Origin of the sequence: Streptomyces sp. NPDC014801 (assembly GCF_043082085.1) — a bacterium.
Classification (GTDB): domain Bacteria; phylum Actinomycetota; class Actinomycetes; order Streptomycetales; family Streptomycetaceae; genus Streptomyces.
This window is the reverse complement of sequence record NZ_JBIBXG010000015.1, coordinates 114,525-136,288: the sequence shown is the minus strand read 5'-3', so window position 1 is coordinate 136,288 and position 21,764 is coordinate 114,525. Positions and strand designations below refer to the sequence as shown.

21 protein-coding genes and 1 tRNA gene are annotated in these 21,764 nt (G+C 73.3%); 11 read left to right on the top strand and 11 right to left on the bottom strand.

Translation table 11 applies throughout. From position 1 onward, the window contains the following. Positions 1–10: 10 nt before the first annotated feature. A complete protein-coding gene (locus tag ACF1AL_RS33135) occupies positions 11–589 on the bottom strand; it encodes a TetR family transcriptional regulator (RefSeq protein ID WP_366835106.1) in 579 nt (192 codons plus the stop codon). A gap of 128 nt (positions 590–717) precedes the next feature. On the opposite strand from ACF1AL_RS33135, the gene ACF1AL_RS33130 reads away from it, so the two are divergent. Next, the gene (locus ACF1AL_RS33130; RefSeq protein ID WP_391702336.1) at positions 718–1,917 is read left to right on the top strand and encodes an MFS transporter; all 1,200 of its coding nucleotides are present in this window, start codon (positions 718–720) and stop codon (positions 1,915–1,917) included. Between the two features lie 133 nt (positions 1,918–2,050). Here the strand turns inward: ACF1AL_RS33130 and ACF1AL_RS33125 are convergent, their stop codons facing one another. From ACF1AL_RS33125 to ACF1AL_RS33115, 3 genes are all read right to left on the bottom strand, one after another. Beyond that, on the bottom strand, positions 2,051–3,706 hold the full coding sequence (locus tag ACF1AL_RS33125; protein ID WP_391828451.1) for a long-chain fatty acid--CoA ligase: 1,656 nt from the start codon (positions 3,704–3,706) through the stop codon (positions 2,051–2,053). 158 nt (positions 3,707–3,864) lie between these two features. After that, positions 3,865–4,413 carry a SigE family RNA polymerase sigma factor gene (locus tag ACF1AL_RS33120; RefSeq protein ID WP_391658709.1) on the bottom strand — a complete coding sequence of 183 codons (549 nt, stop codon included), beginning with the start codon at positions 4,411–4,413 and terminating at the stop codon, positions 3,865–3,867. Positions 4,414–4,777: 364 nt separating this feature from the next. Next, the gene (locus ACF1AL_RS33115; RefSeq protein ID WP_386415578.1) at positions 4,778–5,104 is read right to left on the bottom strand and encodes a hypothetical protein; all 327 of its coding nucleotides are present in this window, start codon (positions 5,102–5,104) and stop codon (positions 4,778–4,780) included. Positions 5,105–5,491: 387 nt separating this feature from the next. Between ACF1AL_RS33115 and ACF1AL_RS33110 the strand changes: the two genes are divergently transcribed. Further along, positions 5,492–6,370: a bifunctional DNA primase/polymerase gene (locus tag ACF1AL_RS33110; RefSeq protein ID WP_391828449.1), complete on the top strand. Its 879-nt coding sequence runs from the start codon at positions 5,492–5,494 to the stop codon at positions 6,368–6,370. A gap of 424 nt (positions 6,371–6,794) precedes the next feature. On the opposite strand, the gene ACF1AL_RS33105 is transcribed toward ACF1AL_RS33110, so the two are convergent. The 4 genes from ACF1AL_RS33105 to ACF1AL_RS33090 form a co-directional block, all read right to left on the bottom strand. Next, complete coding sequence (locus ACF1AL_RS33105) at positions 6,795–7,202, bottom strand: hypothetical protein (protein WP_391702327.1); 408 nt, start codon at positions 7,200–7,202, stop codon at positions 6,795–6,797. Between the two features lie 16 nt (positions 7,203–7,218). Continuing rightward, positions 7,219–7,764 (bottom strand): hypothetical protein, encoded by a 546-nt coding sequence (locus ACF1AL_RS33100; protein WP_391702324.1) that lies wholly within the window; start codon positions 7,762–7,764, stop codon positions 7,219–7,221. 245 nt (positions 7,765–8,009) lie between these two features. Beyond that, positions 8,010–8,094, bottom strand: a tRNA-Ser gene (locus ACF1AL_RS33095). 62 nt (positions 8,095–8,156) lie between these two features. Next, positions 8,157–9,767 carry a trypsin-like peptidase domain-containing protein gene (locus ACF1AL_RS33090; protein ID WP_391828447.1) on the bottom strand — a complete coding sequence of 537 codons (1,611 nt, stop codon included), beginning with the start codon at positions 9,765–9,767 and terminating at the stop codon, positions 8,157–8,159. 278 nt (positions 9,768–10,045) lie between these two features. On the opposite strand from ACF1AL_RS33090, the gene ACF1AL_RS33085 reads away from it, so the two are divergent. From ACF1AL_RS33085 to ACF1AL_RS33075, 3 genes are all read left to right on the top strand, one after another. Next, positions 10,046–10,873 (top strand): glycerophosphodiester phosphodiesterase, encoded by an 828-nt coding sequence (locus ACF1AL_RS33085; protein ID WP_366835115.1) that lies wholly within the window; start codon positions 10,046–10,048, stop codon positions 10,871–10,873. Positions 10,874–11,061: 188 nt separating this feature from the next. After that, the gene (locus ACF1AL_RS33080; protein WP_366835116.1) at positions 11,062–11,700 is read left to right on the top strand and encodes an ATP-binding protein; all 639 of its coding nucleotides are present in this window, start codon (positions 11,062–11,064) and stop codon (positions 11,698–11,700) included. A gap of 145 nt (positions 11,701–11,845) precedes the next feature. Beyond that, the gene (locus tag ACF1AL_RS33075; protein WP_391658713.1) at positions 11,846–12,811 is read left to right on the top strand and encodes a DUF5926 family protein; all 966 of its coding nucleotides are present in this window, start codon (positions 11,846–11,848) and stop codon (positions 12,809–12,811) included. Positions 12,812–13,174: 363 nt separating this feature from the next. On the opposite strand, the gene ACF1AL_RS33070 is transcribed toward ACF1AL_RS33075, so the two are convergent. Both ACF1AL_RS33070 and ACF1AL_RS33065 read right to left on the bottom strand, forming a co-directional pair. Beyond that, a complete protein-coding gene (locus tag ACF1AL_RS33070) occupies positions 13,175–13,753 on the bottom strand; it encodes a hypothetical protein (protein WP_391702318.1) in 579 nt (192 codons plus the stop codon). A gap of 55 nt (positions 13,754–13,808) precedes the next feature. Then, positions 13,809–14,483, bottom strand: coding sequence for a bifunctional DNA primase/polymerase (locus ACF1AL_RS33065; protein WP_366835120.1), 675 nt, complete (start codon positions 14,481–14,483; stop codon positions 13,809–13,811). A 629-nt stretch (positions 14,484–15,112) separates the two neighbouring features. Here ACF1AL_RS33065 and ACF1AL_RS33060 point away from each other — a divergent pair. Continuing rightward, complete coding sequence (locus tag ACF1AL_RS33060; RefSeq protein ID WP_386415563.1) at positions 15,113–16,507, top strand: PP2C family protein-serine/threonine phosphatase; 1,395 nt, start codon at positions 15,113–15,115, stop codon at positions 16,505–16,507. Between the two features lie 106 nt (positions 16,508–16,613). Next, on the top strand, positions 16,614–18,077 hold the full coding sequence (locus ACF1AL_RS33055) for an aminopeptidase P family protein (RefSeq protein WP_366835122.1): 1,464 nt from the start codon (positions 16,614–16,616) through the stop codon (positions 18,075–18,077). Between the two features lie 65 nt (positions 18,078–18,142). Here the strand turns inward: ACF1AL_RS33055 and ACF1AL_RS33050 are convergent, their stop codons facing one another. Further along, the gene (locus ACF1AL_RS33050; protein WP_366835123.1) at positions 18,143–18,589 is read right to left on the bottom strand and encodes an ATP-binding protein; all 447 of its coding nucleotides are present in this window, start codon (positions 18,587–18,589) and stop codon (positions 18,143–18,145) included. Between the two features lie 203 nt (positions 18,590–18,792). Between ACF1AL_RS33050 and ACF1AL_RS33045 the strand changes: the two genes are divergently transcribed. From ACF1AL_RS33045 to ACF1AL_RS33030, 4 genes are all read left to right on the top strand, one after another. After that, positions 18,793–19,605, top strand: coding sequence for a hypothetical protein (locus ACF1AL_RS33045; RefSeq protein WP_391828445.1), 813 nt, complete (start codon positions 18,793–18,795; stop codon positions 19,603–19,605). A 147-nt stretch (positions 19,606–19,752) separates the two neighbouring features. Then, positions 19,753–20,511 carry a YcnI family protein gene (locus ACF1AL_RS33040; RefSeq protein ID WP_391821251.1) on the top strand — a complete coding sequence of 253 codons (759 nt, stop codon included), beginning with the start codon at positions 19,753–19,755 and terminating at the stop codon, positions 20,509–20,511. Positions 20,512–20,592: 81 nt separating this feature from the next. Continuing rightward, positions 20,593–21,246 (top strand): SCO family protein, encoded by a 654-nt coding sequence (locus tag ACF1AL_RS33035; protein ID WP_391658719.1) that lies wholly within the window; start codon positions 20,593–20,595, stop codon positions 21,244–21,246. Beyond that, positions 21,243–21,758: a copper chaperone PCu(A)C gene (locus ACF1AL_RS33030; RefSeq protein WP_391828443.1), complete on the top strand. Its 516-nt coding sequence runs from the start codon at positions 21,243–21,245 to the stop codon at positions 21,756–21,758. The genes ACF1AL_RS33035 and ACF1AL_RS33030 overlap by 4 nt, the downstream gene beginning before the upstream one ends. Positions 21,759–21,764: the final 6 nt, after the last annotated feature.

Here is a 21,764-nt window from a genome sequence, read left to right as displayed (position 1 = left end):
GGACGCGTGCTCACGGCCTGATCATCCTGCGGGCCGCCTCCTTCAGGGAGGCGCGCAGGCGGGCCTGGTCCGGGGCCTCGGTGCCCACCAGGATGCGGCTCATCTGCGGCACGACGGTGACCCAGTTGGCCATGGCGACGAGCAGCAGGAGCAGGTCGGCGGGCGGGATCGCGTCGCTGATCACGCCGCGCCGCTGGCCGTCGCGCATCGCCTCGACCTTGCGGGCGTAGTGGGCCTGGCGCTCGGCCTCGTCGGGCAGCTCGGCGGTGCCGTACTCGATGCCCTCCCAGTAGAGCAGGCGCAGCAGTTCGGGGTGGGCGGCGTGGTAGTCCATGAGGCGGTCCAGCCAGCCCTCGATGTCGTCCGGGTCGACCGGGACGGCGGCGGCGAGGTCGACCATGCAGCGGCCGAGGACCTGCGAGAACAGCTCCGCCTTGTTGCCGTAGTAGGCGTAGATCAGCTGTTTGTTGGCCTTCGCCTCGCTCGCGATGCGGTCGATGCGGGCGCCCGCGATGCCGTGCCGGGCGAACTCGGCGACGGCTGCGTCGAAGATGCGGGCCTTGGTGGCCTCGGGGTCCCTTGCTGCCATGAGGCCAGGGTAGCCCCTGGAGTAACTAACTGTTTGGTTGCCAGGGAATCGAGTCGTCGTCCAGACTGTTCTCCCATCATCCAACCAACTCGTTAGTTACTAGAGTCGGCTCGAAGGAGTCCCTCCCCATGTCCTCGGCAACCGCCCCCTCCCGCCGCGCCACGGCACGCGGCGACGGCCCCCGGGCCACCTCCTCCGCGCTCTTCCTCACCCTCATCGCCGTCTGCTCGGCCGTCACCGCCGCGAACATCTACGTGGCCGCGCCGCTGCTGCCGCTGATCGCCCACGACTTCGGCTCCGCGCCCTCGGCCGTCGCCTGGATCGCCTCCGTCGCCCAGCTCGGCTACGCCGTCGGCCTGCTCTTCTTCGCCCCGCTCGGCGACACCGCCAACCGGCGCCGGCTGGTCACCGTGCTCACCCTCGTCACGACCGTGGCGCTGGCGGCCGGGGCCGCGGCGCCCGGGACCGGCGCGCTCGCCGCCGCGGTGTTCGTCGCCTCGGCGGCGACGGTCATCCCGCAGCTGCTGGTGCCGCTGGTCGCCGAGCGGGCGCCCGCCGCGCGCCGGGCCTTCCATGTCGCCGCGGTCATCGCCGGCCTGTTCACGGGCATCGTCGCCGCCCGCGTGGTCGGCGGCCTGGCCGGTCAGGCGTTCGGCTGGCGCTGGGTGTTCGCCGGGGCGGGCGTGCTGACGCTGGCCCTGGGCCTGGCCACCGCCCGGGTGCTGCCCACGGCGAAGCGGGGCGGCGGCGGTTTCCTCGCCGGGATCGCCGCGCTGCCGGGGCTGCTGCGCCGCTCGCCCGACCTGTGGCGGGCGTGCGTGCGGCAGGCGGGGATGTTCGGCGCGTGGAGCGCCCTGTGGACCTCGCTCGCGCTGCTGCTGACCGGCCCGTCCTACGGCCTGTCGACCGCCACGGCCGGCCTGTTCGGGCTGTTCGGCCTGGCCGCCACCGTGGTGGCCCCGCTGGCGGGCGGGCTGGTGGACCGGTTCGGCGCGGCCAAGGTGGTCCGCACGGCCTACCTGGTCGCGGCGGTGTCCGTGCCGCTGTTCTGGCTCGGCGGGCACGTCGTCGTCGCGCTCTTCGCCGCCGCGATCGCCATCCACGCCGCCCTGGTCGCCTCCCACGTCGCCAACCAGACACTGGCCCTGACCACCACGGCCACCCCCGCCACCGCCAACACCGCCTACGTGGTCAGCGGCTTCGCGGGCGGCGCCCTCGCCTCGGCCCTGGCGGGCCCGGCCTTCGCCCACGTCGGCTGGGGCGGGGTGTGCGCGGTGGCGGCCGCCTGGCTGCTCGTCGGCTGGGGCAGCACGGCGGTACGGCGGTGACGGCCGCCGACGACGGCAGTACGGCGGTGACGCCGCCCCCGGGTCCCGTCGGGGCGCGGGCGGGCGTCACCGCCGTACGCGATGAGCCGTAGGCAAAGGCCGTAGGCGAAGGGGCGCAGGCGAAGGCCGTCTGTCAGAGGCGGGTGACGTCCAGCTCGCCCTCCGCGTACTTGCGGCGGATCACCTTCTTGTCGAACTTGCCGACGCTCGTCTTCGGCACCGTCTCGACGATGGTCCAGCGCTCGGGGAGCTGCCAGCGGGCGATGTGGCCCTCGTCGGCGAGGAAGGCGCGCAGGGACTCGAAGTCGGCCGTCGCGCCCTCCTTCAGGACCACGGTGGCCAGCGGGCGCTCGCCCCACTTCTCGTCCGGCACGGCGACCACGGCGGCCTCGGCGACGTCCGGGTGGGACATCAGCGCGTTCTCCAGCTCGACCGAGGAGATCCACTCGCCGCCGGACTTGATGACGTCCTTGGCGCGGTCGGTGAGGGTGAGGAAGCCGTCGGGGGAGATGGTGCCGACGTCACCGGTCTTCAGCCAGCCGTCCTCGCTGAACTTGTCGGCGGGACGCAGCGGTTCGGCGTCCGGCCCGTTGTAGTAGGCGCCGGCGATCCACGGGCCGCGCACCTCCAGCTCGCCCGCCGACTCGCCGTCCCAGGGGAGGCGCTCGCCGCCGGGACCGGTCAGCCGGGCCTCGACGGAGGCGGGGAAGCGGCCCTGGGTGAGGCGGTAGCCGAACTCCTCCTCGGTGCCGACCGCGTGGGCCGGCGGGCGGGCCACCGTGCCGAGCGGCGAGGTCTCCGTCATGCCCCAGGCGTGGCAGACCCGCATGCCGAGCTGGTCGAAGGCCTCCATCAGGGAGGGCGGACAGGCCGAGCCGCCGATGGTGACCTGGTGCAGGGAGGAGACGTCGCGGGGCTTGGCGTGCAGTTCGGCGAGCAGGCCCTGCCAGATGGTCGGGACGGCGGCGGCGTGGGTCGGCTTCTCGCTCTCGATCATCTCGGCGAGCGGGGCCGGCTGCAGGAAGCGGTCCGGCATCAGCAGGTTCACGCCGGTCATGAAGGTGGCGTGCGGCAGGCCCCAGGCGTTCACATGGAACTGCGGCACCACGACCAGCGAGGTGTCCTGGTCGGTCAGGCCCATCGACTGGGCCATGTTCACCTGCATGGAGTGCAGGTAGATCGAACGGTGGCTGTAGACCACGCCCTTGGGGTCGCCGGTGGTGCCGGAGGTGTAGCACATGGCGGCGGCCTGCCGCTCGTCCAGCTCCGGCCAGTCGTACGCCGTCGGCTTCCCGGCGAGCAGCTCCTCGTACTCGTGGACCCGCGCGGCGGCGTCCGCGAGCAGCGAGCGGTCGCCCGGGCCGGAGACGACGATGTGCTCGACGGTCTTCAGCTGCGGCAGCAGCGGGGCCAGCAGGGGCAGCAGCGAGCCGTTGACCACGATGACCCTGTCCGCGGCGTGGCCGACGATCCAGGTCAGCTGCTCGGCGGGCAGGCGCAGGTTGAGCGTGTGCAGGATCGCGCCCATGGAGGGGATCGCGAAGTACGCCTCGACGTGCTCGGCGTTGTTCCACATGAGGGTCGCGACCCGGTCGTCCGCGCCCACCCCCAGGTCGTCGCGCAGGGCGTGCGCCAGCTGGGCGGCGCGGGCGCCGATCTCGGCGTAGGAGCGGCGCTGCGGTGCGCCCTCGCCGGTCCAGGTGGTCACCCGGGAGGTGCCGTGGACGGTCGACCCGTGGGTCAGGATCCTCGAGATCAGCAGCGGTACGTCCTGCATCGTGCTCTGCACGGCGTCCTCCCGGGCGACATTGCCTACGCGGTGGTAACGGGTTGCGCTGATTCTGCGCACATACCACGCGGTATGTCACTAGGGAGCGGTGATCGATCAGTGCGCCGTGGGTCACGGAACGGGTGTGACGGGCGGCTCCCGGCCGCTCGCGGGGCCGTTCAGCGCGCCGGGGTCAGCTCCGGGTCCTCGCGCAGCTTGCCCAGGGCCCGGGAGACCGCCGACTTCACCGTACCGACGGACACCCCGAGCACCTCCGCCGTCTGCACCTCGCTCAGGTCCTCGTAGTACCGCAGCACGACCATCGCCCGCTGCCGCGCCGGCAGCTTCATGACCGCCCTCCACATCGCGTCGTGGAGCGCCTGACGCTCGGCCGGGTCGTCGGCGCCGGGCGCCGGGTCCGGCTCGGGCAGCTCGTCCGTGGCGAACTCGTCGACCTTGCGCTTGCGCCACTGCGAGGTGCGCGTGTTCACCAGCGCGCGCCGCACGTACCCGTCGAGCGCCCGGTGGTCCTCGATGCGCTCCCAGGCGACGTACGTCTTGGTGAGCGCGGTCTGCAGCAGGTCCTCCGCGTCGCACGGGTTCGCGGTGAGCGAGCGGGCGGTGCGCAGCAGCGCCGGCTGGCGGGCCCTGACGTACGCCGAGAAGGACGTGTACGGCGGCGTCCACGTCGCGGCCGTCGAAGCGCTGGTGCAGACGGGTGTGGTCATGGCTCCACGCTAGGAGCGGGGGGTGCCGCCGCGGATCGCCCGCAGGTCCCGAAGCAGAGTCCGCCTCAGGTTGTAGGGGTGGGGCTGACCCCACCTCCCACAGGTGGAGGACGGGGGGACACGCGTGCGGGACGAACCCTGACGACGCTCCCGCACCCACGGCCGGGACCAGGCCCGTTGCCGCCGTCCCGGTGCCCGCCGCCACCAGGGTCGGCGCGACGCCGCGCGCCCGTGACGACGGTACGCCGCACACGGCTGCGCGGCGGTGCCGGAGCACCGCCGCGCTGACCTTGTGAACCACCCTCGAAGCACACCTCGGACGGATACCGAGGGGGCCGGCACCTGCCGGGCCGGCCCCCTCAGCTCACCACCACAGCGGGGAGAAGCTGACGGCGACGTTCTCGTTGCCCTGGTTGACCGCCGTGAAGGCGGAGCCCTTCACCTGGGCGGTGTTGCTCTGGTTCGAGGCGCCGGCGCCGATCGCCTGCTGCTGTGTGGTCGAGGAGTTGCCGGTGTTGTGGCCGCCGACCCCGCTGCCGACGATGCCCTGGACGGCGTGGGTGACGGCCGCGCTCGATCCGTCGTCCGCGACGGCGCCGTTGTCGGCCGTCGCGACGCCGGCGAAGAGGGCGGCAGCCAGCGGGAGGGCGGAGACGGCGGCGAGAACGCGGGCGGTACGGATGCTTGCCATGTGAGTTCCTCCATCAGGACCCGTTCACGCGCCGGCCGGATCGGCCGGTCACGCGTCAAGTACGGCTTTTTCCGGGGCAGTTGGCCGTCCGCCCCTGGGGTTGTGCACGACGTCGCGAGTCCAGAGTTGCCCACCGAATCCCCGGCGAACCATCCCGGAAGCCGCGATTCGCCCCCAAGCGTGATGACAAGTCGATAAACCCCTTGCACCACCTTTCACCGGCTCTTCCTCCACAGGCCGGACACGTCGGACGACTCCCCTCCAAGCACCGCAAGAGGTGAACCGTTCCGGCACGGACGGGGCCCCGCGCACCCCGGTCCACCCCCCTCCGGCGTGTCGCGGGACGGCCCTCTACCGATCATCGAACACACGTACGAAAATAGAGTCATGGCCCCCACCGACCGGCAGGCCAGGACGCTGGCCCTCGCCCACGCGCTGTCAGCCGCCGAACGCGGACTGGCCGTCATCCCCCTGTCCCGGACGAAACTCCCGGCCCTGCGCTCCCCCCACCACGACGACCCCGTCGGCAGCCCGCCCTGCCACGGCGAGTGCGGCCGCCTCGGCCACGGCGTGTACGACGCCTCCACCGACCCCGGGCGCATCCGCGACCTCTTCGCCGCCGCACCCTGGGCCACGGGATACGGCATCGCCTGCGGACTGCCCCCGCACCACCTGATCGGCATCGACCTCGACACCAAGACCGGCACCGACTCCTCCGCCGCCCTGCGCGAGCTGGCCCTGCGCCACCTGTTCACGATCCCGCCGACGGTCGTCGTCCTGACCCCGTCCGGCGGCCGCCACCTCTGGCTCACCGGCCCGCCGGACACCGCCGTCCCCAACTCCGCGAGCCGGCTCGCGCCCGGCATCGACATCCGCGGCGCCGGCGGCTACCTGGTCGGCCCCGGCTCCCGCACCGCGCACGGCGAGTACACGGTCGCCCCCGGCAGCGCCCACCTCACACCGGCGCCCTGCCCGCCGGCCCTGTTGCGGCTGCTGCTGCCGCCCCCGCGCCCGGACCGCACGCCGCGCCGCCCGGCGGACGCGGACCCGGACACGCACGGCCAGGGCCTGATCCAGTTCGTCCTGTCCGCGCACGAGGGCCAGCGCAACACCCGCCTGTTCTGGGCCGCTTGCCGCGCCTACGAGAACGGCATCGGCCCCGCCCTGCTGCACCCCCTGCTCGACGCCGCCCTCGACACGGGCCTGACAGAACGAGAGGCCCGCGCAACGATCGCCTCCGCGGCCCGGCTGACGGGGTTCGGGTGAGCGAAAGGGGCGGGGCCGCACGACAGCTGGTCGGACTCCGCGACGCGAGGCGGGCTTCGGCGGCGCGGGGCGCGTTGCTGGCGCGGGGCGGGCGTCGGAGGCGCGGGGCGGGGGTCGATGGCGCGGGGCGGGGGTCGATGGCGCGGGGCGGGCGTCGGAGGCGCGGGGCGGGGGTCGCAGGCGCGGGTCGTGCGTCGGCGGCGCGGGCGGCCGTCGGAGACGCGGGCGCGCGTCCAAGACGCGGGCGCGCGTCCAAGGCGCGGGCGGGCGTCGGAGGCGCGGGGCGGGGGCGGGGGCGCGGGTTCGCTGCCGTGGGCGGGAGCCGGCCGCGCGGCCCGTCGGCTGCGCGTGGCCGCGCCCCGCGTCCGTGGCGGGGACGTGGGGCGCGGGCCGCGGGGCAGGGGTCGGGCGAGGCGGGCGGGGCTCAGTCCGTCCCGGCTGTCCCGGTCGTCCCGGTCGTCCCGAGGCGGCCGTTCAGCTCGGTGACGAGGTGGTAGCCGCCGGCGAGGTCGATGTCCGTCCTCTCGCGCAGCAGCCGGATGGCGTCGTCGCGCCGGCCGCAGCCGAGGAGGGCCGTCATCTCGTCGACCAGCCCGGCGTCGAGCCGCCCGAGGGCGTCGAGGGCCTGACCGTAAGTGGCGGGCAGGAGCTGCCCCTCCTTCAGCAGTTCCAGCGCCGCCGAGGCCGCCTCCAGCCCGAGGCCGGAGTCCTTGCGCAGCCGCCGCACGGCCTTGGCCGTACGCCCCTCGGCCGCGAGCGCCTCGGCCTCCCGCTGGGCGCTCTCCTCGACGGGCGTGATCAGCGCGGTCGTCCGCGCCTTGCTACTCGTCATGGTGATCCCGTTCCCGTCAGCGGCAGTGCTTCTTGATCCCGTCGATCCCGAGGATCGCCGAGGCCAGCCCGCCGAGCGTGGCGCCGAGCTCGCTGATCTTCTCCTCGCCCTTGGCGACGCGGATGAGCAGGACGGCGGCCTCCTTCACGGAGCCGACCTTCTTGATGAAGGCCTTCAACTTCAGGATCTTCGCGACGGGGACCGCGCCCCCCGCGACGGCGGCCGTGATCGCGGCCACGCACTTGGTGGTCTGCCACCAGCCGAACGCGGCCACGCCGCCCTTGCCCGCCGGCAGCTGCGCGGCGAGGTACGCCTGCACGGCGGCGTCCCCCTGGGCCACCACACGGTCCGGCATCTCCTCGACGACCTTGAGCGCGGCCAGGAGCTGCTGCCCGTCGGCCGTGTCCAGCTCCGCCCCGGCGTTCGCGACCGCGGCGGCGACGGCGCCCGGCCGCCCCGCGTCACCGCCGTCGGCCGCCTGAGCCGCCTGGCACAGCCCGGTGCTCAGGATGGCGGCGGCGGTCAGCGCGGCGGTGGCGGCGGTCAGTCTCGTGATCCTCACGGATGTTCCCCTCGTGATACGTGGCCCGGCTGGTCAAGTCCGGGCCGGACGCGGCGTCCTCGCTGGTCGGGCGAGCCGCGCCATAAATGATCATGGAGGGAACGAGTGGGTGTATCAACGGATTTGAGTGACTTCTGAGGTGGTGCGGCGGAGAGCCGTTCCAGGACAGAGACCGGGCGGGCGGAGACGGGTCCGGGAACGACGAGAACCTCTGACCGTCTCGCCGGTCAGAGGCTCTCTCGCTGCGGTGGGTGTGGGATTTGAACCCACGGTGGCTTGCGCCACGACGGTTTTCAAGACCGTTCCCTTAGGCCGCTCGGGCAACCCACCCCGCGCCGTCGGGGTTCGGCGGCGCGGGACAAGAGTATCGGGTCGGCCGGGGTGGGGGCGGGTCAGCTGTCGCCGACGCGGGAGCCCAGGGTCAGTTCCACCGTGTGAGGCTTGCCGTCGCGCTCGTAGGTGATCGTCACCTTGTCGCCGGGCTTGTGGGTCCAGATCTCGCCGATCAGGGTGGGCCCGGAGTCGATCACCCGGTCGTCCAGCTTGGTGATCACGTCGCCCGGCTTCAGGCCGGCCTTGGCGGCGGGGCCGCCCGGTTCCACGGAGGCGGAGCCGCCCGAGCCCTGCGGCGTGATCGTCGCGCCGTTGGAGGAGTCCTCCAGGGACACCGACGCGCCGATCTTGGCGTACACCGGCTTGCCCGTCTTGATCAGCTGCTGGGCGACGTACTTCGCCTGGTTGACCGGGATCGCGAAGCCCAGGCCGATCGAGCCGGACTGCCCCGAACCGCCGAGCCCGCCGCTGCCGGTGGACTGGATCGCGGAGTTGATGCCGATGACGTTGCCGTGCGCGTCCAGCAGCGGGCCGCCGGAGTTGCCCGGGTTGATCGAGGCGTCCGTCTGCAGGGCGCTCATGTACGACGCCTGGCTGCCGGAGCCGTCGCTGGAGGCCACCGGGCGGTTCTTGGCGCTGATGATGCCGGTCGTCACCGTGTTGGACAGACCGAAGGGCGCGCCGATCGCGATCGTCGAGTCGCCGACCGCGACCTGGTCGGAGTCGCCGAGGGGGAGCGGCTTGAGATCCGACGGGGCGTTCTTGAGCTTGATGACGGCGACGTCGTAGCCCTGCGCGTGGCCCACCACCTCGGCGTCGTACTTCTTGCCGTCGGGGAAGGTCGCCGTCAGCTTGCCGCCGTTCACGGCGTCGGCCACCACGTGGTTGTTGGTGACGATGTGACCCTGGGTGTCGAAGACGAAGCCGGTGCCGGTGCCGCCCTCGCCGTTGGTGGACTCGGCCTCGATGGTGACCGTGCTCGGCAGCGCCCTGGCGGCCACGGCCGCGACCGTGCCGGGGTCGCGCTTGACGGCGCCGCCGCTGGTGGCCGCGGAGACCGTCGTGGAGCCGCTGCTGTCGTTGTCCTTGGCCAGGGTGTAGCCGATGCCGCCGCCCAGGCCGCCGACGACCAGCGCGGCCACCAGGATCGCGGCGAGGAGCCCGCCCCGGCCGGACTTCTGCTTCGGCGCGGGCTGCGCCGGGTACGGCGTGCCCCAGCCGTGTCCGGCCCCGGCACCGGCCCCGCTGTCGCCGCCGCCGGCGTACGCCGGGGTGACGGGGGGCGGGGGCGGCCAGCCGGCCTCCGGCGCGGAACCGGTCATACCGCCCTGAGGGACGGCACCGCCCTGCGGTGCGGCACCCATCGGGCCCGCGGGCTGCGACGCCGGGACCCCGGGCTGCGGCGCCGGGACCCCGGGCTGCGGCGCCGGCGCTCCCCCCTGCGGGGCCGCACCCGGCTCGCCGTACTGCTGCGCTCCGCCCTGCGGGGCCGCGCCCGCGTCGCCGTACTGCTGCGCGGCACCGGTGGGACCGGCCGGGGACTGCCCGCCGGCCTGCGGTGCGTCACCGGCCGGGGCGGGCGGCTGCGCGGAGGCTGCGGGAGAGTCCACCGGCACGGGAGGTGCAGACGGGGCCGGGGGGACCTCAGTGCCCTCGTTCTCGGTGCTCACAGCTCTTCTCCTCGATCCACGGCTGTCGTTGTCGGTCACGGGTGACGGTCAGGGTCCGGACGCAGTCACGGCGCAGGTGCATGTGCATTTGTATGCGGTCAGCTTTTCCCACGAGCCGTCAGGGGGCCATAAGCGGTGCCTGTGGGTTCCCGACAACCCTTTGACCACCCTTTATATAGGACCTGTCGGACTAACGGCGCGTATCGCCGAACCCGTTCCCGTCCCTTCCCCGCCCCCGCGGTCCCCCGCCTACCCCTTCCCGGTGGCACCATGACGCGGTGACCCACGCACGACCGCATCCCATCCAAGTCGTCGCCCACCGCGGGGCCTCCGAGGACGCACCGGAGCACACCCTCGCCGCCTACCGCAAGGCCATCGAGGACGGCGCGGACGCGCTGGAGTGCGACGTCCGGCTGACCGCGGACGGGCACCTCGTCTGCGTGCACGACCGCCGCGTCAACCGTACGTCCAACGGCCGCGGCGCGGTCTCCGCCCTGGAGCTCGCCGACCTGGCCGCGCTGGACTTCGGCTCCTGGAAGACCCGCGACGCCTGGCGCGGCCGGGACGAGGAGCCGGACTGGGAGTTCCGGCCGGAGGACCGCGAGGCGACCTCGGTGCTGACCCTGGAGCGGCTGCTGGAGCTGGTGGCCGACGCCGGACGCCCGGTGGAGCTGGCCATCGAGACCAAGCACCCCACCCGCTGGGCCGGCCAGGTGGAAGAGCGGCTGCTGCACCTGCTCAAGCGGTTCGGCCTGGACGCCCCGGCCTCGCCCGAGGAGTCCCGGATCCGGGTGATGAGCTTCAGCGCGCGTTCCCTGCACCGTGTGCACGCCGCCTCGCCGACGCTGCCGACCGTCTATCTGATGCAGTTCGTCTCGCCCCGGCTGCGCGACGGGCGGCTGCCGGCGGGCGTGCGGATCGCGGGTCCCGCGGTGCGGATCGTGCGCAACCATCCGGCGTACGTGGAGCGGCTGAAGCGGGCCGGGCACCAGGTGCACGTGTGGACGGTGAACGAGCCCGAGGACGTGGACCTGTGCACCCGCCTCGGCGTCGACGCCATCATCACCAACCGGCCCCGCGCGGTGCTCCGGCGACTGGGGCGGTGACCGGCCACCGCCCCGCGCACCCGGCGGGCACCCCGGGCGACGGTCACATCTGTCACATGGGCCACACAGGTCTCTTGACCCTCACCCGCTTGCTGTCCCATCCTCGCCTATCGGCCACACCGTAGAAATCCAGCCACGCCATTACGGGGAGTGCTCCGGCGCGTTCGCTGCGTGTTCGACCGTGGTGAATGCGACCACGGGGGCTGATTGGCCGGTTTCCGGTACAGGCCAATGGGGCAAACACACCGTGGCGTGGGGCGAAGGAGGTCTCGGGGGTGGCGTTGGTGGTGGCACAGGAGGTGCCCACGTCGTCGAGCATGGCCGTACCCCATGGCCCTGCGGGCGTGGGGAAGGCGAGACACCGCATGCGTGACCAGTTGCGCAGCAGCGGTGTGGCCGAAACGGTCATCGACGATGCCGTACTGATCCTTTCGGAGCTCTTGAGCAACGCGTGCAAACACGGCCGCCCGCTGGGCGACGCCCTCGCCGGGGACGGCGACGTGCGCGCCGCGTGGCGGGTGGACCCGGGCGGCCGGCTGGTCGTCGAGGTGACCGACGGCGGCGGCCCGACCCGCCCCGCCCCGGCGACCCCCTCGGTGACCGCGCACGGCGGCCGGGGCCTGAACATCATCACCGCGCTCGCCGACGACTGGGGCGTCCGGGACGACGCGCGCGGCGAGGTCACGGTGTGGGTCGTCGTCCACGACGACGTGTTCGACCCGGACGCCGGGCACCGCCGCGAGGACTTCGCCACGCGCGTGGCCGCCCCGCCGGTCGCGGCGATGGCCGACCTCGACTTCGCGGACGCCTTCGACGACCTGCCCTGACGGCCTCGACGACCCGTCCTGAGGCCCGCGGCACCCCTCCCGGCCCCGTCGCCCGCGCGGCGTTGTCCACAGCCCCGCGCCGGTCAGGGCGACAACGGCTAGGCTCGCGCCGTACCAGACGAGCCGTATCCGGGAGACACCCACCATGGCCAAGAAGCGACCCCAGGCGAAGGCCGCGCGCCCTCAGCTGAGCGACGAGGAGATCCCGGTCGTCGGCGCCCGTGAACCCTGCCCCTGCGGCAGCGGCCGGCGCTACAAGGCCTGTCACGGCCGGGCCGCCGCCCAGGCGGTGACCGAGCTGGTGCAGCGCCCGTTCGAAGGGCTGCCTGGCGAGTGCGACTGGGTGGCGCTGCGCGAACTGGTCCCGGCGGCCACCGCCGAGCTGCCCCTGAAGGACGGCCTGCCCGAGGGCGTCCCGTCGGTCACGCTGGCGACCGTGCTGCCGATGGCCTGGCCGGCGCTGCGCCGCGACGACGGCACGGTGATGCTCGGCCTGCAGAACGACACGGCCTCCGGTGACATCAGCCGCGACCTGGCCGACACGCTGCTGCGCGCCCTTGAGGCGGAGCCCGGCAACCCGGTGCAGGGCCGCCGCGCCCCGGCCGACGGCCCCCGGCTGCAGGACCTGCTCGATCCGGAGGGCGCCTTCGAGCCGGTGGTGCACAGCGGCTTCGAGTTCTGGGTGCCGGACGCGGAGAACGCCACGGCGGAGGTCGCCGCCTCCCTGGAGCGGGCGAACGCCGCGGCGATCCCGACCGTGCGGCTGACCGGCGTGGACGCGGCCTACTGGTGCGAGACGCCGGAGAAGAACCACCTGCGCTGGGTCATGCCGCATCCGGAGGAGCGGCTTCTGGACGCGCTCGCCCGGCTGCACGCGGCGGGCCGTTCGAGCCTCGGCGAGGGCACCCGGCTGGTCGGTTCCTTCCGCGCCCACGGTCTGACGGTGCCGGTCTGGGACCTGCCGACGTCGGTCACCGCGCAGGACGTGGAAAAGCCGGCCGCCGAGTTCGCGGAGCGGCTGGCCGAGGCGCTGGCGGTGCAGGAGCCGCTGACGGCCCAGGAACGCCGGGCCCGTGGCGGCCTCACCAACCGTCAGGTCACGCTGAGTTGAGGTTCGCGCCCCGCCGGCGGGTGAGGGGGGCGTGACCTCCGCTTCCGCCGGCGTGGGGCGCTCGACCGGCGTCTCCTCGGGGTCGTCCGGTCGTGTTCGGTTGACTCCCCACCCCTCGGCCGGGGTGAGGCCCGTCACAGCGTGCGGGCGCGGCAGGCCACCCCGGATGTCCGATTGGCCCGGTCAGGGCCTGTTCGCGGCCTGTTCGCCGATGTCCGAATACACAACGAAAACAAGAGATCGAATTTGCTTGGAGCCGATCTCTTGTTACCGTCTCAGTAGCCCGGTTGCTGGTGCATCCCCCGTCGCCAGCAACCGGGTCTTTCCATGCGCGACGCCGTGCACCGTCCGGCGTCCCCGCTCTCAACTCCCCGTGTCCTGCGGCGAGTTGCTCGCGGTCCGCAGCAGCAGCGAACCACCGCCCCCCGCCCGTGCGAACTCCGCGACCGCCGTGTAGGCGTCCGGCGTCCCACGGGAGGGCTCGCGGGGCGTCTCGCAGGTCCCCGGCTCGTCCTCGGCGCCCAGCGCACAGCGCAGCTGCACCGTGCGCCCGCCCGGCCCCATCAGACTCAGCACCGTCTCCAGCGCCCGCCCGGTGGTGTTGCGGTAGTAGGTGCGCGCCCAGGTCTGCGCCCCCTGCGTGATCACACAGGTCTGCGCCTCGATGCCGTCGGGCGAGGTGACTTCGGGGCCGCAGCGGGTGGCGGTGGCCAGGCCGATGCCCAGCAGCAGGGACGAACGGCCGGTTCGGGCGGGCGACGGCTCGGGAGCGGCGGAGCCGGCCCGGGTGGCCTTCTCGTCGTCGTAGGTGGCGCCGGCGTACGACGGCGACCGCACGACCGAGTGCTCCGCGTCGCCCACACCGCCCGCGGACGCCACGGCCAGCGGCAGGGCGACCGCGCACACCACGACGCCCGCGAGGGCAGCAAGGCGGAGGTTCATGAAAGGGACGATAACGACGCGAAGGGGCGCGGGGATCCGGTCGGGCCCGACACCCTTACAACTCGGGCGCGCTCACACCCGTACGAGTGAGGGCGTCGACCACCGCGTCCACCACGGCCTCCACGTCGGGCACCCAGGGGGTGGCCGAGCCGGGCAGCGGGGCGCGTTCCCAGCGGACGGGGCCGCCGCCGGTCCCGGAGGGGGGCAGGGCGATGTAGCCGCCCTCGCCGTGGAAGCGCAGTGAGCCGGGCACGAAGTCCTTGGCGTACAGCAGGTCGCCCAACTGCTCCATGGAGTAGGGGCGGACGAGGATCGACCAGCGGGTGTCGGAGGCGATCACCGGGCCGAGGCGCAGGCCCTCGCGGTCGAGCGCGGCGAGGGCGCGGGCGGCGGCCGGCGCGGGCAGGCTGACCGCGCAGGGCGCCGTGCCGCCGGTGGCGAGGATGATCGGGGCCGCCGGACGGTTGGTCCACCACCAGCGGACCATGCGCTCGTCGGTGGTGGCGGCGAGCAGGCCGGGGTCGAAGGGGTGGGCGCCGGGCACCGTGCACTCGGGGTCGGGGCAGGCGCAGCGGGAGCGCCCCTCGGGGTCGGCCGCCACACCGGGCAGCACGGGCCACCGCCATCGGGTGGCGAAGGTCAGGGCCGCGTCGATCACCTCAGGCCTGCCGTTCCTCCGCCGGGACAGGCGGGACAGAAGCCTGCGTCGCCTTCCGAGGATCTCGCGCATCAGCGCTCGTTCCTTTCCGTTGCACGCCTGGCAACACCGAGGACCACATCACACCATGTGTCGATCTCTGCACTGTGCGTACCTGCTGGCGCATCACACCCCGGCCTGACGCGCGGGGAACCCCTCTGGGTCGAGCTCGGGCGGCTTGCGTGCAACCGCCGACGTCCATACCGCGTTCGGCACAAGCATGGGCGTGGCGTGGGGTGGCGAAGTATGGCGTTTGCCGTTCCGCGTCTTTCGCTTCGCCTCCGCCACGGGAGGATGGGGCTGGGTCGTCGGTGGCTAAGACGCCCGGTCCGGACACCAGGTTCCGGGTGGCCCCCACCACCCCGGCCCATACCGAGTACGTACCCATCACGACCGCTGTGACGCTCCGTGGAGCGAGCCCAGTCGACCGCAATCACCCGATACCTGAGGCAGTTTTCAGCCAACTTCGCTCTTGCGCAAGGGGTTACCGCGAGGAGCCCCGCACAGCGCTTGAACACCACGGACACCAGGAATACCGGCAGGACAATGCTGGACATCCCCTCACGAGTGCGTGTACATGTGGAGACACTGCTAGCGGCGCAGAAGACATGGGGGTTTGCGATGCTTTTCAGCAGTACGCACCGGTCGGAAAGCCGGTTGCCATGAACGCCCCTCATCCTCAGAAAGTGGCCGGAATCGATTCAACGGTTCCGGCGCCCGCGCACACTGCCGCGCCCGCGCACGCCGCTTCGGGCACCGCACCGGTGCCACCCCCGCACGCCCCCGGCGCCCTGCTCCAGGACCGGCTCGCCGGCTGGGTCTCCGACCTGACGACCCTGCACGAACTCACCGAGCGCCTTGCCGCCACCGGCACCCTGGACGACGCCCTGCGCGAACTCCTGCGCGCCGGAGCCGCCCTGGTGGGCGCCCGGCGCGGACTGGTCGCCCTCGAACCGGCCGACAAACACGGCCCCGACACCACCATCGGTCTCGGGCTCGGCCGCGCCGATCTGGGCCACATCGAGACCGTGCCGCGCAGCGCCACCTCCCTCGGCCGCATCCTCGACGGACTGCCCGGCGGCGAGCGCGAGATCGCCGAGCCCGACCTGTTCGCCGAGGACGGCCTCGACCCCCGCCACCGCGAGGTCGCCGCCCGCCTCGGCTACGCCGCCAGCTACGCCCTCCCCCTGTCCACCGAGGCCGCCGGCCTGCTCGGCGCCGCCGTCTGGCTCTACGACGAGCCGGCCGAACCCGGCGAGCGCATGCGCCACCTGATCGGCCTGTACGCCCGCTACGCCGCCGAACACCTCGCCCGCCTGCTGGAGCTGGAGCGCACGCGCGCGTGCATGGCGACCATCTCCGAGGAACTGCTGCCCTCCCGGCTCCCCCGCGTCGCCGGTGTGCAGCTCGCCGCCCGGCACCGCACCGGACCGCGCGGCGGCGGCGACTGGTACGACGCGCTGCCGCTGCCGGACGCCGCCCTGGGCCTCGCCGTCGGCGCGGTCACCGGCTCCGGGCCCAGCGCGGTCGCCGCGATGGGCCGGCTGCGGGCCTCCCTGCGGGCGTACGCCGTGATGGAGGGCGAGGACCCGGTCGCCGTCCTGTCCGACCTGGAGCTGCTGCTGCGGCTCACCGAGCCGGCCCGCTCGGCCACCGCGCTGTTCGCCTACTGCGAGCCCGCCCTGCGCAAGATCACCCTGGCCGGTGCCGGGCACTGCCCGCCGCTGCTGGTCGGTCACCGGCGCACCGAGTTCGTCGAGACGTCCGTCTCCGCGCCGCTCGGCATGCTCGCCTGCTGGGAGGCGCCCAGCGTGGAGCTGCAGGCGGAACCCGGCGAGACGGTGCTGCTCTACACCGACGGCCTGCTGCACCGCACCGGCGACCCCGCCGACCGGGCCTTCGCCCGGCTGCACGCGGCGGCCGCCGGGGTGCCGCGCGCGCTGCGGCACGACCCGGACGCGCTCGTGGACCACGTGCTGCGCACGGTGCTGCCGGACGGGCGGGACACGGTCGACTCCGAGGAGGACGTCGTCCTGCTGGCGGCACGGTTCGAGTAGGCGGCGCGCGCTCCGGCCGGTCACCTCGTGTAATGGGTCATAGTGCTCCGGGCCCCCTTCCGTACGACCGTACGATGGGGGTGGTCCAGTGCCGTACCCAAGGAGGATGACCGTGGCGGAGGAGCTTCCGGCGACCCCGGAGACTGCCGAGGACGAGCCGATCAAGCAGCGCAAGAACGGCCTCTACCCGGGCGTCTCCGACGAGCTGGCCGAGAACATGAAGTCCGGCTGGGCCGACACCGAGCTGCACGACCTGCAGCCGATCGCCCAGGCCGCCGAGACCGCCGCGCGCCGCGCGAAGCTGTCCGCCCGCTTCCCCGGCGAGCGCCTGGTGATCCCCGCGGGCAACCTGAAGGTCCGTTCCAACGACACGGACTACCCCTTCCGCGCGTCCGTCGAGTACGCCTACCTCACCGGCAACCAGACCGAGGACGGCGTCCTGGTCCTGGAGCCGCGCGGCGAGGGCCACGAGGCCACGCTCTACCTGCTGCCGCGCTCCGACCGCGAGAACGGCGAGTTCTGGCTCTCCGGCCAGGGCGAGCTGTGGGTCGGCCGCCGCCACTCCCTCACCGAGTCCGAGAAGCTGTACGGCATCCCGGCCGCCGACGTGCGCGAGCTGGCCGACGCGCTGCGCGAGGCCACCGGCCCGGTGCGCGTCGTCCGCGGACACGACGCCGGCATCGAGGAGGCGCTCACCGACAAGGTCACCGCCGAGCGCGACGAGGAGCTGCGGGTCTTCCTCTCCGAGATGCGCCTGGTCAAGGACGACTTCGAGATCGGCGAGCTGCAGAAGGCCGTCGACTCCACCGCGCGCGGCTTCGAGGACGTGGTGAAGGTCCTCGACAAGGCCGAGGCCACCTCCGAGCGCTACATCGAGGGCACCTTCTTCCTGCGCGCCCGCGTCGAGGGCAACGACGTCGGCTACGGCACCATCGCCGCCTCCGGCCCGCACGCCTGCACCCTGCACTGGGTCCGCAACGACGGCCCGGTCCGCTCCGGCGACCTGCTCCTGCTGGACGCGGGCGTGGAGACGCACACGTACTACACCGCCGACGTCACGCGCACGCTGCCGGTCAACGGCCGCTTCTCGGAGATCCAGAAGAAGATCTACGACGCCGTGTACGACGCCCAGGAGGCCGGTATCGCGGCGGTGAAGCCGGGCGCGAAGTACCGCGACTTCCACGACGCCGCGCAGCGCGTCCTCACCGAGCGGCTGGTCGAGTGGGGCCTGGTCGAGGGCCCGGTGGAGCGGGTGCTGGAGCTGGGTCTGCAGCGCCGCTGGACGCTGCACGGCACCGGCCACATGCTCGGCATGGACGTCCACGACTGCGCCGCCGCGCGCACCGAGACCTATGTCGACGGCACGCTGGAGCCGGGCATGGTGCTCACCGTCGAGCCGGGCCTGTACTTCCAGGCCGACGACCTGACGGTGCCGGAGGAGTACCGCGGCATCGGCGTGCGCATCGAGGACGACATCCTGGTCACCGAGGACGGCAACCGGAACCTGTCGGCCGCGCTGCCGCGCCGCTCGGACGAGGTGGAGTCCTGGATGGCGGCCCTCAAGGGCTGACGTCCCGCGCCGGCCCGCACGGGCCGGCGCCGCGTGTGCTGTGAGGCAAGGGCGTGCCGCCGGGGTCAGACGGCCACCAGCGGCGCGTCCTTGCGCCATTTCAGGATCTTGTCGAAGCTCACCACCGCGCCGCCGCGCCCCGGCTTGGTGCCGATGTGGACGTGGTCGGCGAGCTCGCGGATGAGGAACAGGCCCCGGCCGTGCTCGGCGTCGTCGTGCGCGGGGCGCGAGGAGTCGGCGCCGGTGATGCCGGGACCGGCGTCGGCGACCTCGATGCGGCACAGCTCCCCGTCGAGGTAGGCGGTGACCCGGTAGGCCTCCGAGGAGGCGTCCCGGCCGCGGGTCCCGCCGTGCTCCACGGCGTTGGCGCAGGCCTCGCTGAGGGCGACGGACAGGTCGTAGGAGATGTCGGGGTCGACGCCCGCGGTCTCCATCGTGCCGAGCAGCAGGCGGCGGGCCAGGGGGACGCTCGCAGCTTCGCGCCGCAAATGGAGTGACCACCAGATGCTCATGCTCCAGCCTCCTGGCCGCGGCTCGACATACCGATACGTATTGCCGCCACCACCCGGATGTAAGCCCGGAATTGACGTGATGCCGCCCATATGGGGGATGCGCGGTGGGCGGCAATCGGTGTATGTGGGGGCCGAGTGCGCATACCGCATCTTGCGGACCTGCCGTATGGCGGCGGTAAGGGCAGTGCGATGATGGGCGCGCCATGACTGCCCCCCACCCGCGCACAGCGCGTGCCGGACGCGACGTCCGGCTTCTGCGGGCCGCGGTGTTCGCCGCGGTCTGCGTCGTGCTGGCCGCGGGCGGGCACGCGCTCGCCTCCTGCGCCACCGTCCCGCTGTGGACGCTGGGCGCGGGTTTCCTGGGGGCCCTGCTCGTCGCGGTGCCGCTGGCCGGCCGGGAACGCTCCCTGCCGGGGATCGCCGCGCTGCTCGCGGGCGGACAGACCCTCCTGCACACGCTGTTCGGGCTGAGCCAGCACGCGGCCGGCACGACGGGCACCACCGGCACGGCGGCCGACGCCTCGCTGGTGGCGCAGGCGGCGCGGCTGGTGTGCGGGGCCGGAGCGGCTCCGCTCAGTCCCGTGCAGGCCCAGCGGATCCTGGCGACCGCGCGCGTGCAGGGCACGCCGGCGCATCACCCGGCGGACGCCCTGTCCACGGTCGCCGGCTCCCCCGCGGCCCTGTTGCCGTCGCTGCCGATGCTGCTCGGCCACCTGCTCGCGGCGCTCGCCGCGGGCTGGCTGCTGCGCCGGGGCGACAGCGCCCTGCTGCGGATCATGGACCTGGCCGCGCTGTCGGCGCACGAGGTCGCGGAAGGGGCGCTCGTGCGTGCCCTGCGCGGGGCGCTCGCGCTGGTGCGCGCCCTGCTCGCCGGGCTGCCGACCGTGCCCCGCACGGGCCCGCGCCCGCCGCGCACCGCGCTGCTCGCACCCCCCGCCCCGCACACCACCGCGCTCCAGCACACGGTGATCCGCCGCGGCCCGCCGGCCGTCGCCGCACTCTCCCTCGCCGCCTAGCGCGACGCGACCGCCACTCCACGAGACCACGAGAGGCTGCCGTACGTCGTGCGGCGCAGCACGCACGCGTGCGCGTGCGTATCCCTCTTCAACACCGGCCGGTTCTCCGTCTTCCGCCGGACTCACTCGAAGTGGAGTGCACCTTCCATGAAGGTTTCCCGTGTTGCCGTCCCCGCCGTCCTCGCCGTGGCCGGTCTGACCGTCCTGTCGACGCCCGCCTTCGCGCACGTGTCCGTGCAGCCCGAGGGCAGCGCCGCCAAGGGCGGGTACGCCGTCGTCGACTTCAAGGTGCCCAACGAGCGCGACAATGCCTCGACGACCAAGGTCGAGGTCACCCTGCCCGCCGACCACCCGCTGGCGTCGGTCGCGCCGCAGGCCCTCCCGGGCTGGAAGATCGAGGTCACCAAGTCGAAGCTGGCCAAGCCGCTGACGGTGCACGGCGAGAAGATCGGCGAGGCGGTCACCAAGGTCACCTGGACCGCCGACGGCGAGGGCATCAAGCCGGGCTACTTCCAGAAGTTCCCGCTCTCCGTCGGCCAGCTGCCCGAGGACACGGACAAGCTCGTCTTCAAGGCGATCCAGACGTACTCCAACAAGGAGGTCGTCCGCTGGATCGAGGTCCCGCAGGACGGCCAGGCCGAGCCCGAGAACCCCGCCCCGGTCCTGCAGCTGTCGGCCGCCTCCGACGACGACCACCACGGCACCTCCGGCGCCTCCGACGCGTCCGACACCACCGCCTCCGGGGACGAGGGCTCGGACGCCGAGAAGACCGCCGCCGCCACGACGGCCTCCGACGGCCACGACACCGACACCACCGCCCGGGTGCTCGGCATCGTGGGCATCGTCGTCGGCGCGGCGGGTGTGGCGTACGGCGTGTTCGCCGGCCGCCGGCGCACCGCCGCCTGATCAACCCCGTCCGTGGCGCGTGCGGGAGCCGTACCCGCGGCCCCGCGCGCGCCCGGCGCTCTACCTTTGGGATCCCTCTGCATGCGCACCAAGATCTTCGCGGCGGCCGCCCTGCTCGCCGCCTCCGCCCTCACCCTCACCGCCTGCGGCAGCGGCGGTGACGGCGGCAGCCCCGTCTCCGTCGTCTCCGAGGAGTCCGGTTCGGCCAAGGCCGGCACCGTCCTCGACAAGCCGTTCGAGAAGCCCGACCTGGTGCTGACCGACACCCACGGCAAGAAGTACGACCTCCGCAAGGAGACCGCGGGCCGGCCCACCCTGATCTACTTCGGCTACACGCACTGCCCGGACGTGTGCCCGCTGACGATGAACAACATCGCCGTCGCCAAGAAGCAGCTGCCCCGGGCCGAGCAGGACCGGCTGCGGGTCGTGTTCGTCACCACCGACCCGGGCCGGGACACCCCGGCCGAGCTGGGCAAGTGGCTGAACGGCATCGACAGCCAGTTCGTCGGCCTGACCGGCGACTTCGCCACCATCCAGGCCGGCGCCCGCACCCTCGGCATCTCCATCGAGCCGACCACGAAGGACAAGAACGGCAAGCTCGTCTCGGTGCACGGCACGCAGGTCTTCGCCTTCTCCCCGAAGACCGACCGCGGCTACCTGTACTACGGCGAGGACACCACCGTCGACGACTACATCAAGGACCTCCCCAAGATCGTCAAGGGGGAGAACCCGTGAGGGGCCGCGCCAAGGGTGCCGCCGTGGCCGCCGGCGCCCTGACCGGTGCCCTGCTGCTGACCGGCTGCGGCTCGTCCGGCTCCGGTTCCGGTTCCGGCTCGGGCAGTGGCGCGGACTCGGGCTCGGGCAGCGGTTCCGGGCGGGCCGCGCTGTCCGTCGCCTCCGCGTACATGCCGCAGCCCGTCTCCGACATGGCGGCCGGCTTCCTGACCATCGCCAACGCCGGCGGTGCCAAGGACGAGCTGACCTCCGTCACCAGCGACATAGCGGGCTCCGTCACGGTCCACCAGACCCAGGGCGGGGCGATGCGGGAGGTGGCCGCCCTCCCCGTGCCGGCACACGGCCGGGTCGTCTTCCGCAGCGGCGGCAACCACCTGATGTTCGAGCAGCTCAAGCGCAGGCCGAAGCAGGGCGAGAACGTGACCGTCACGCTCCACTTCGCCCGGTCCGGCACCCTCGAGGTGCGGATGCCGGTGAAGGCCGCGACCTACCACCCGGCGACCGGACACTGAGGGAGC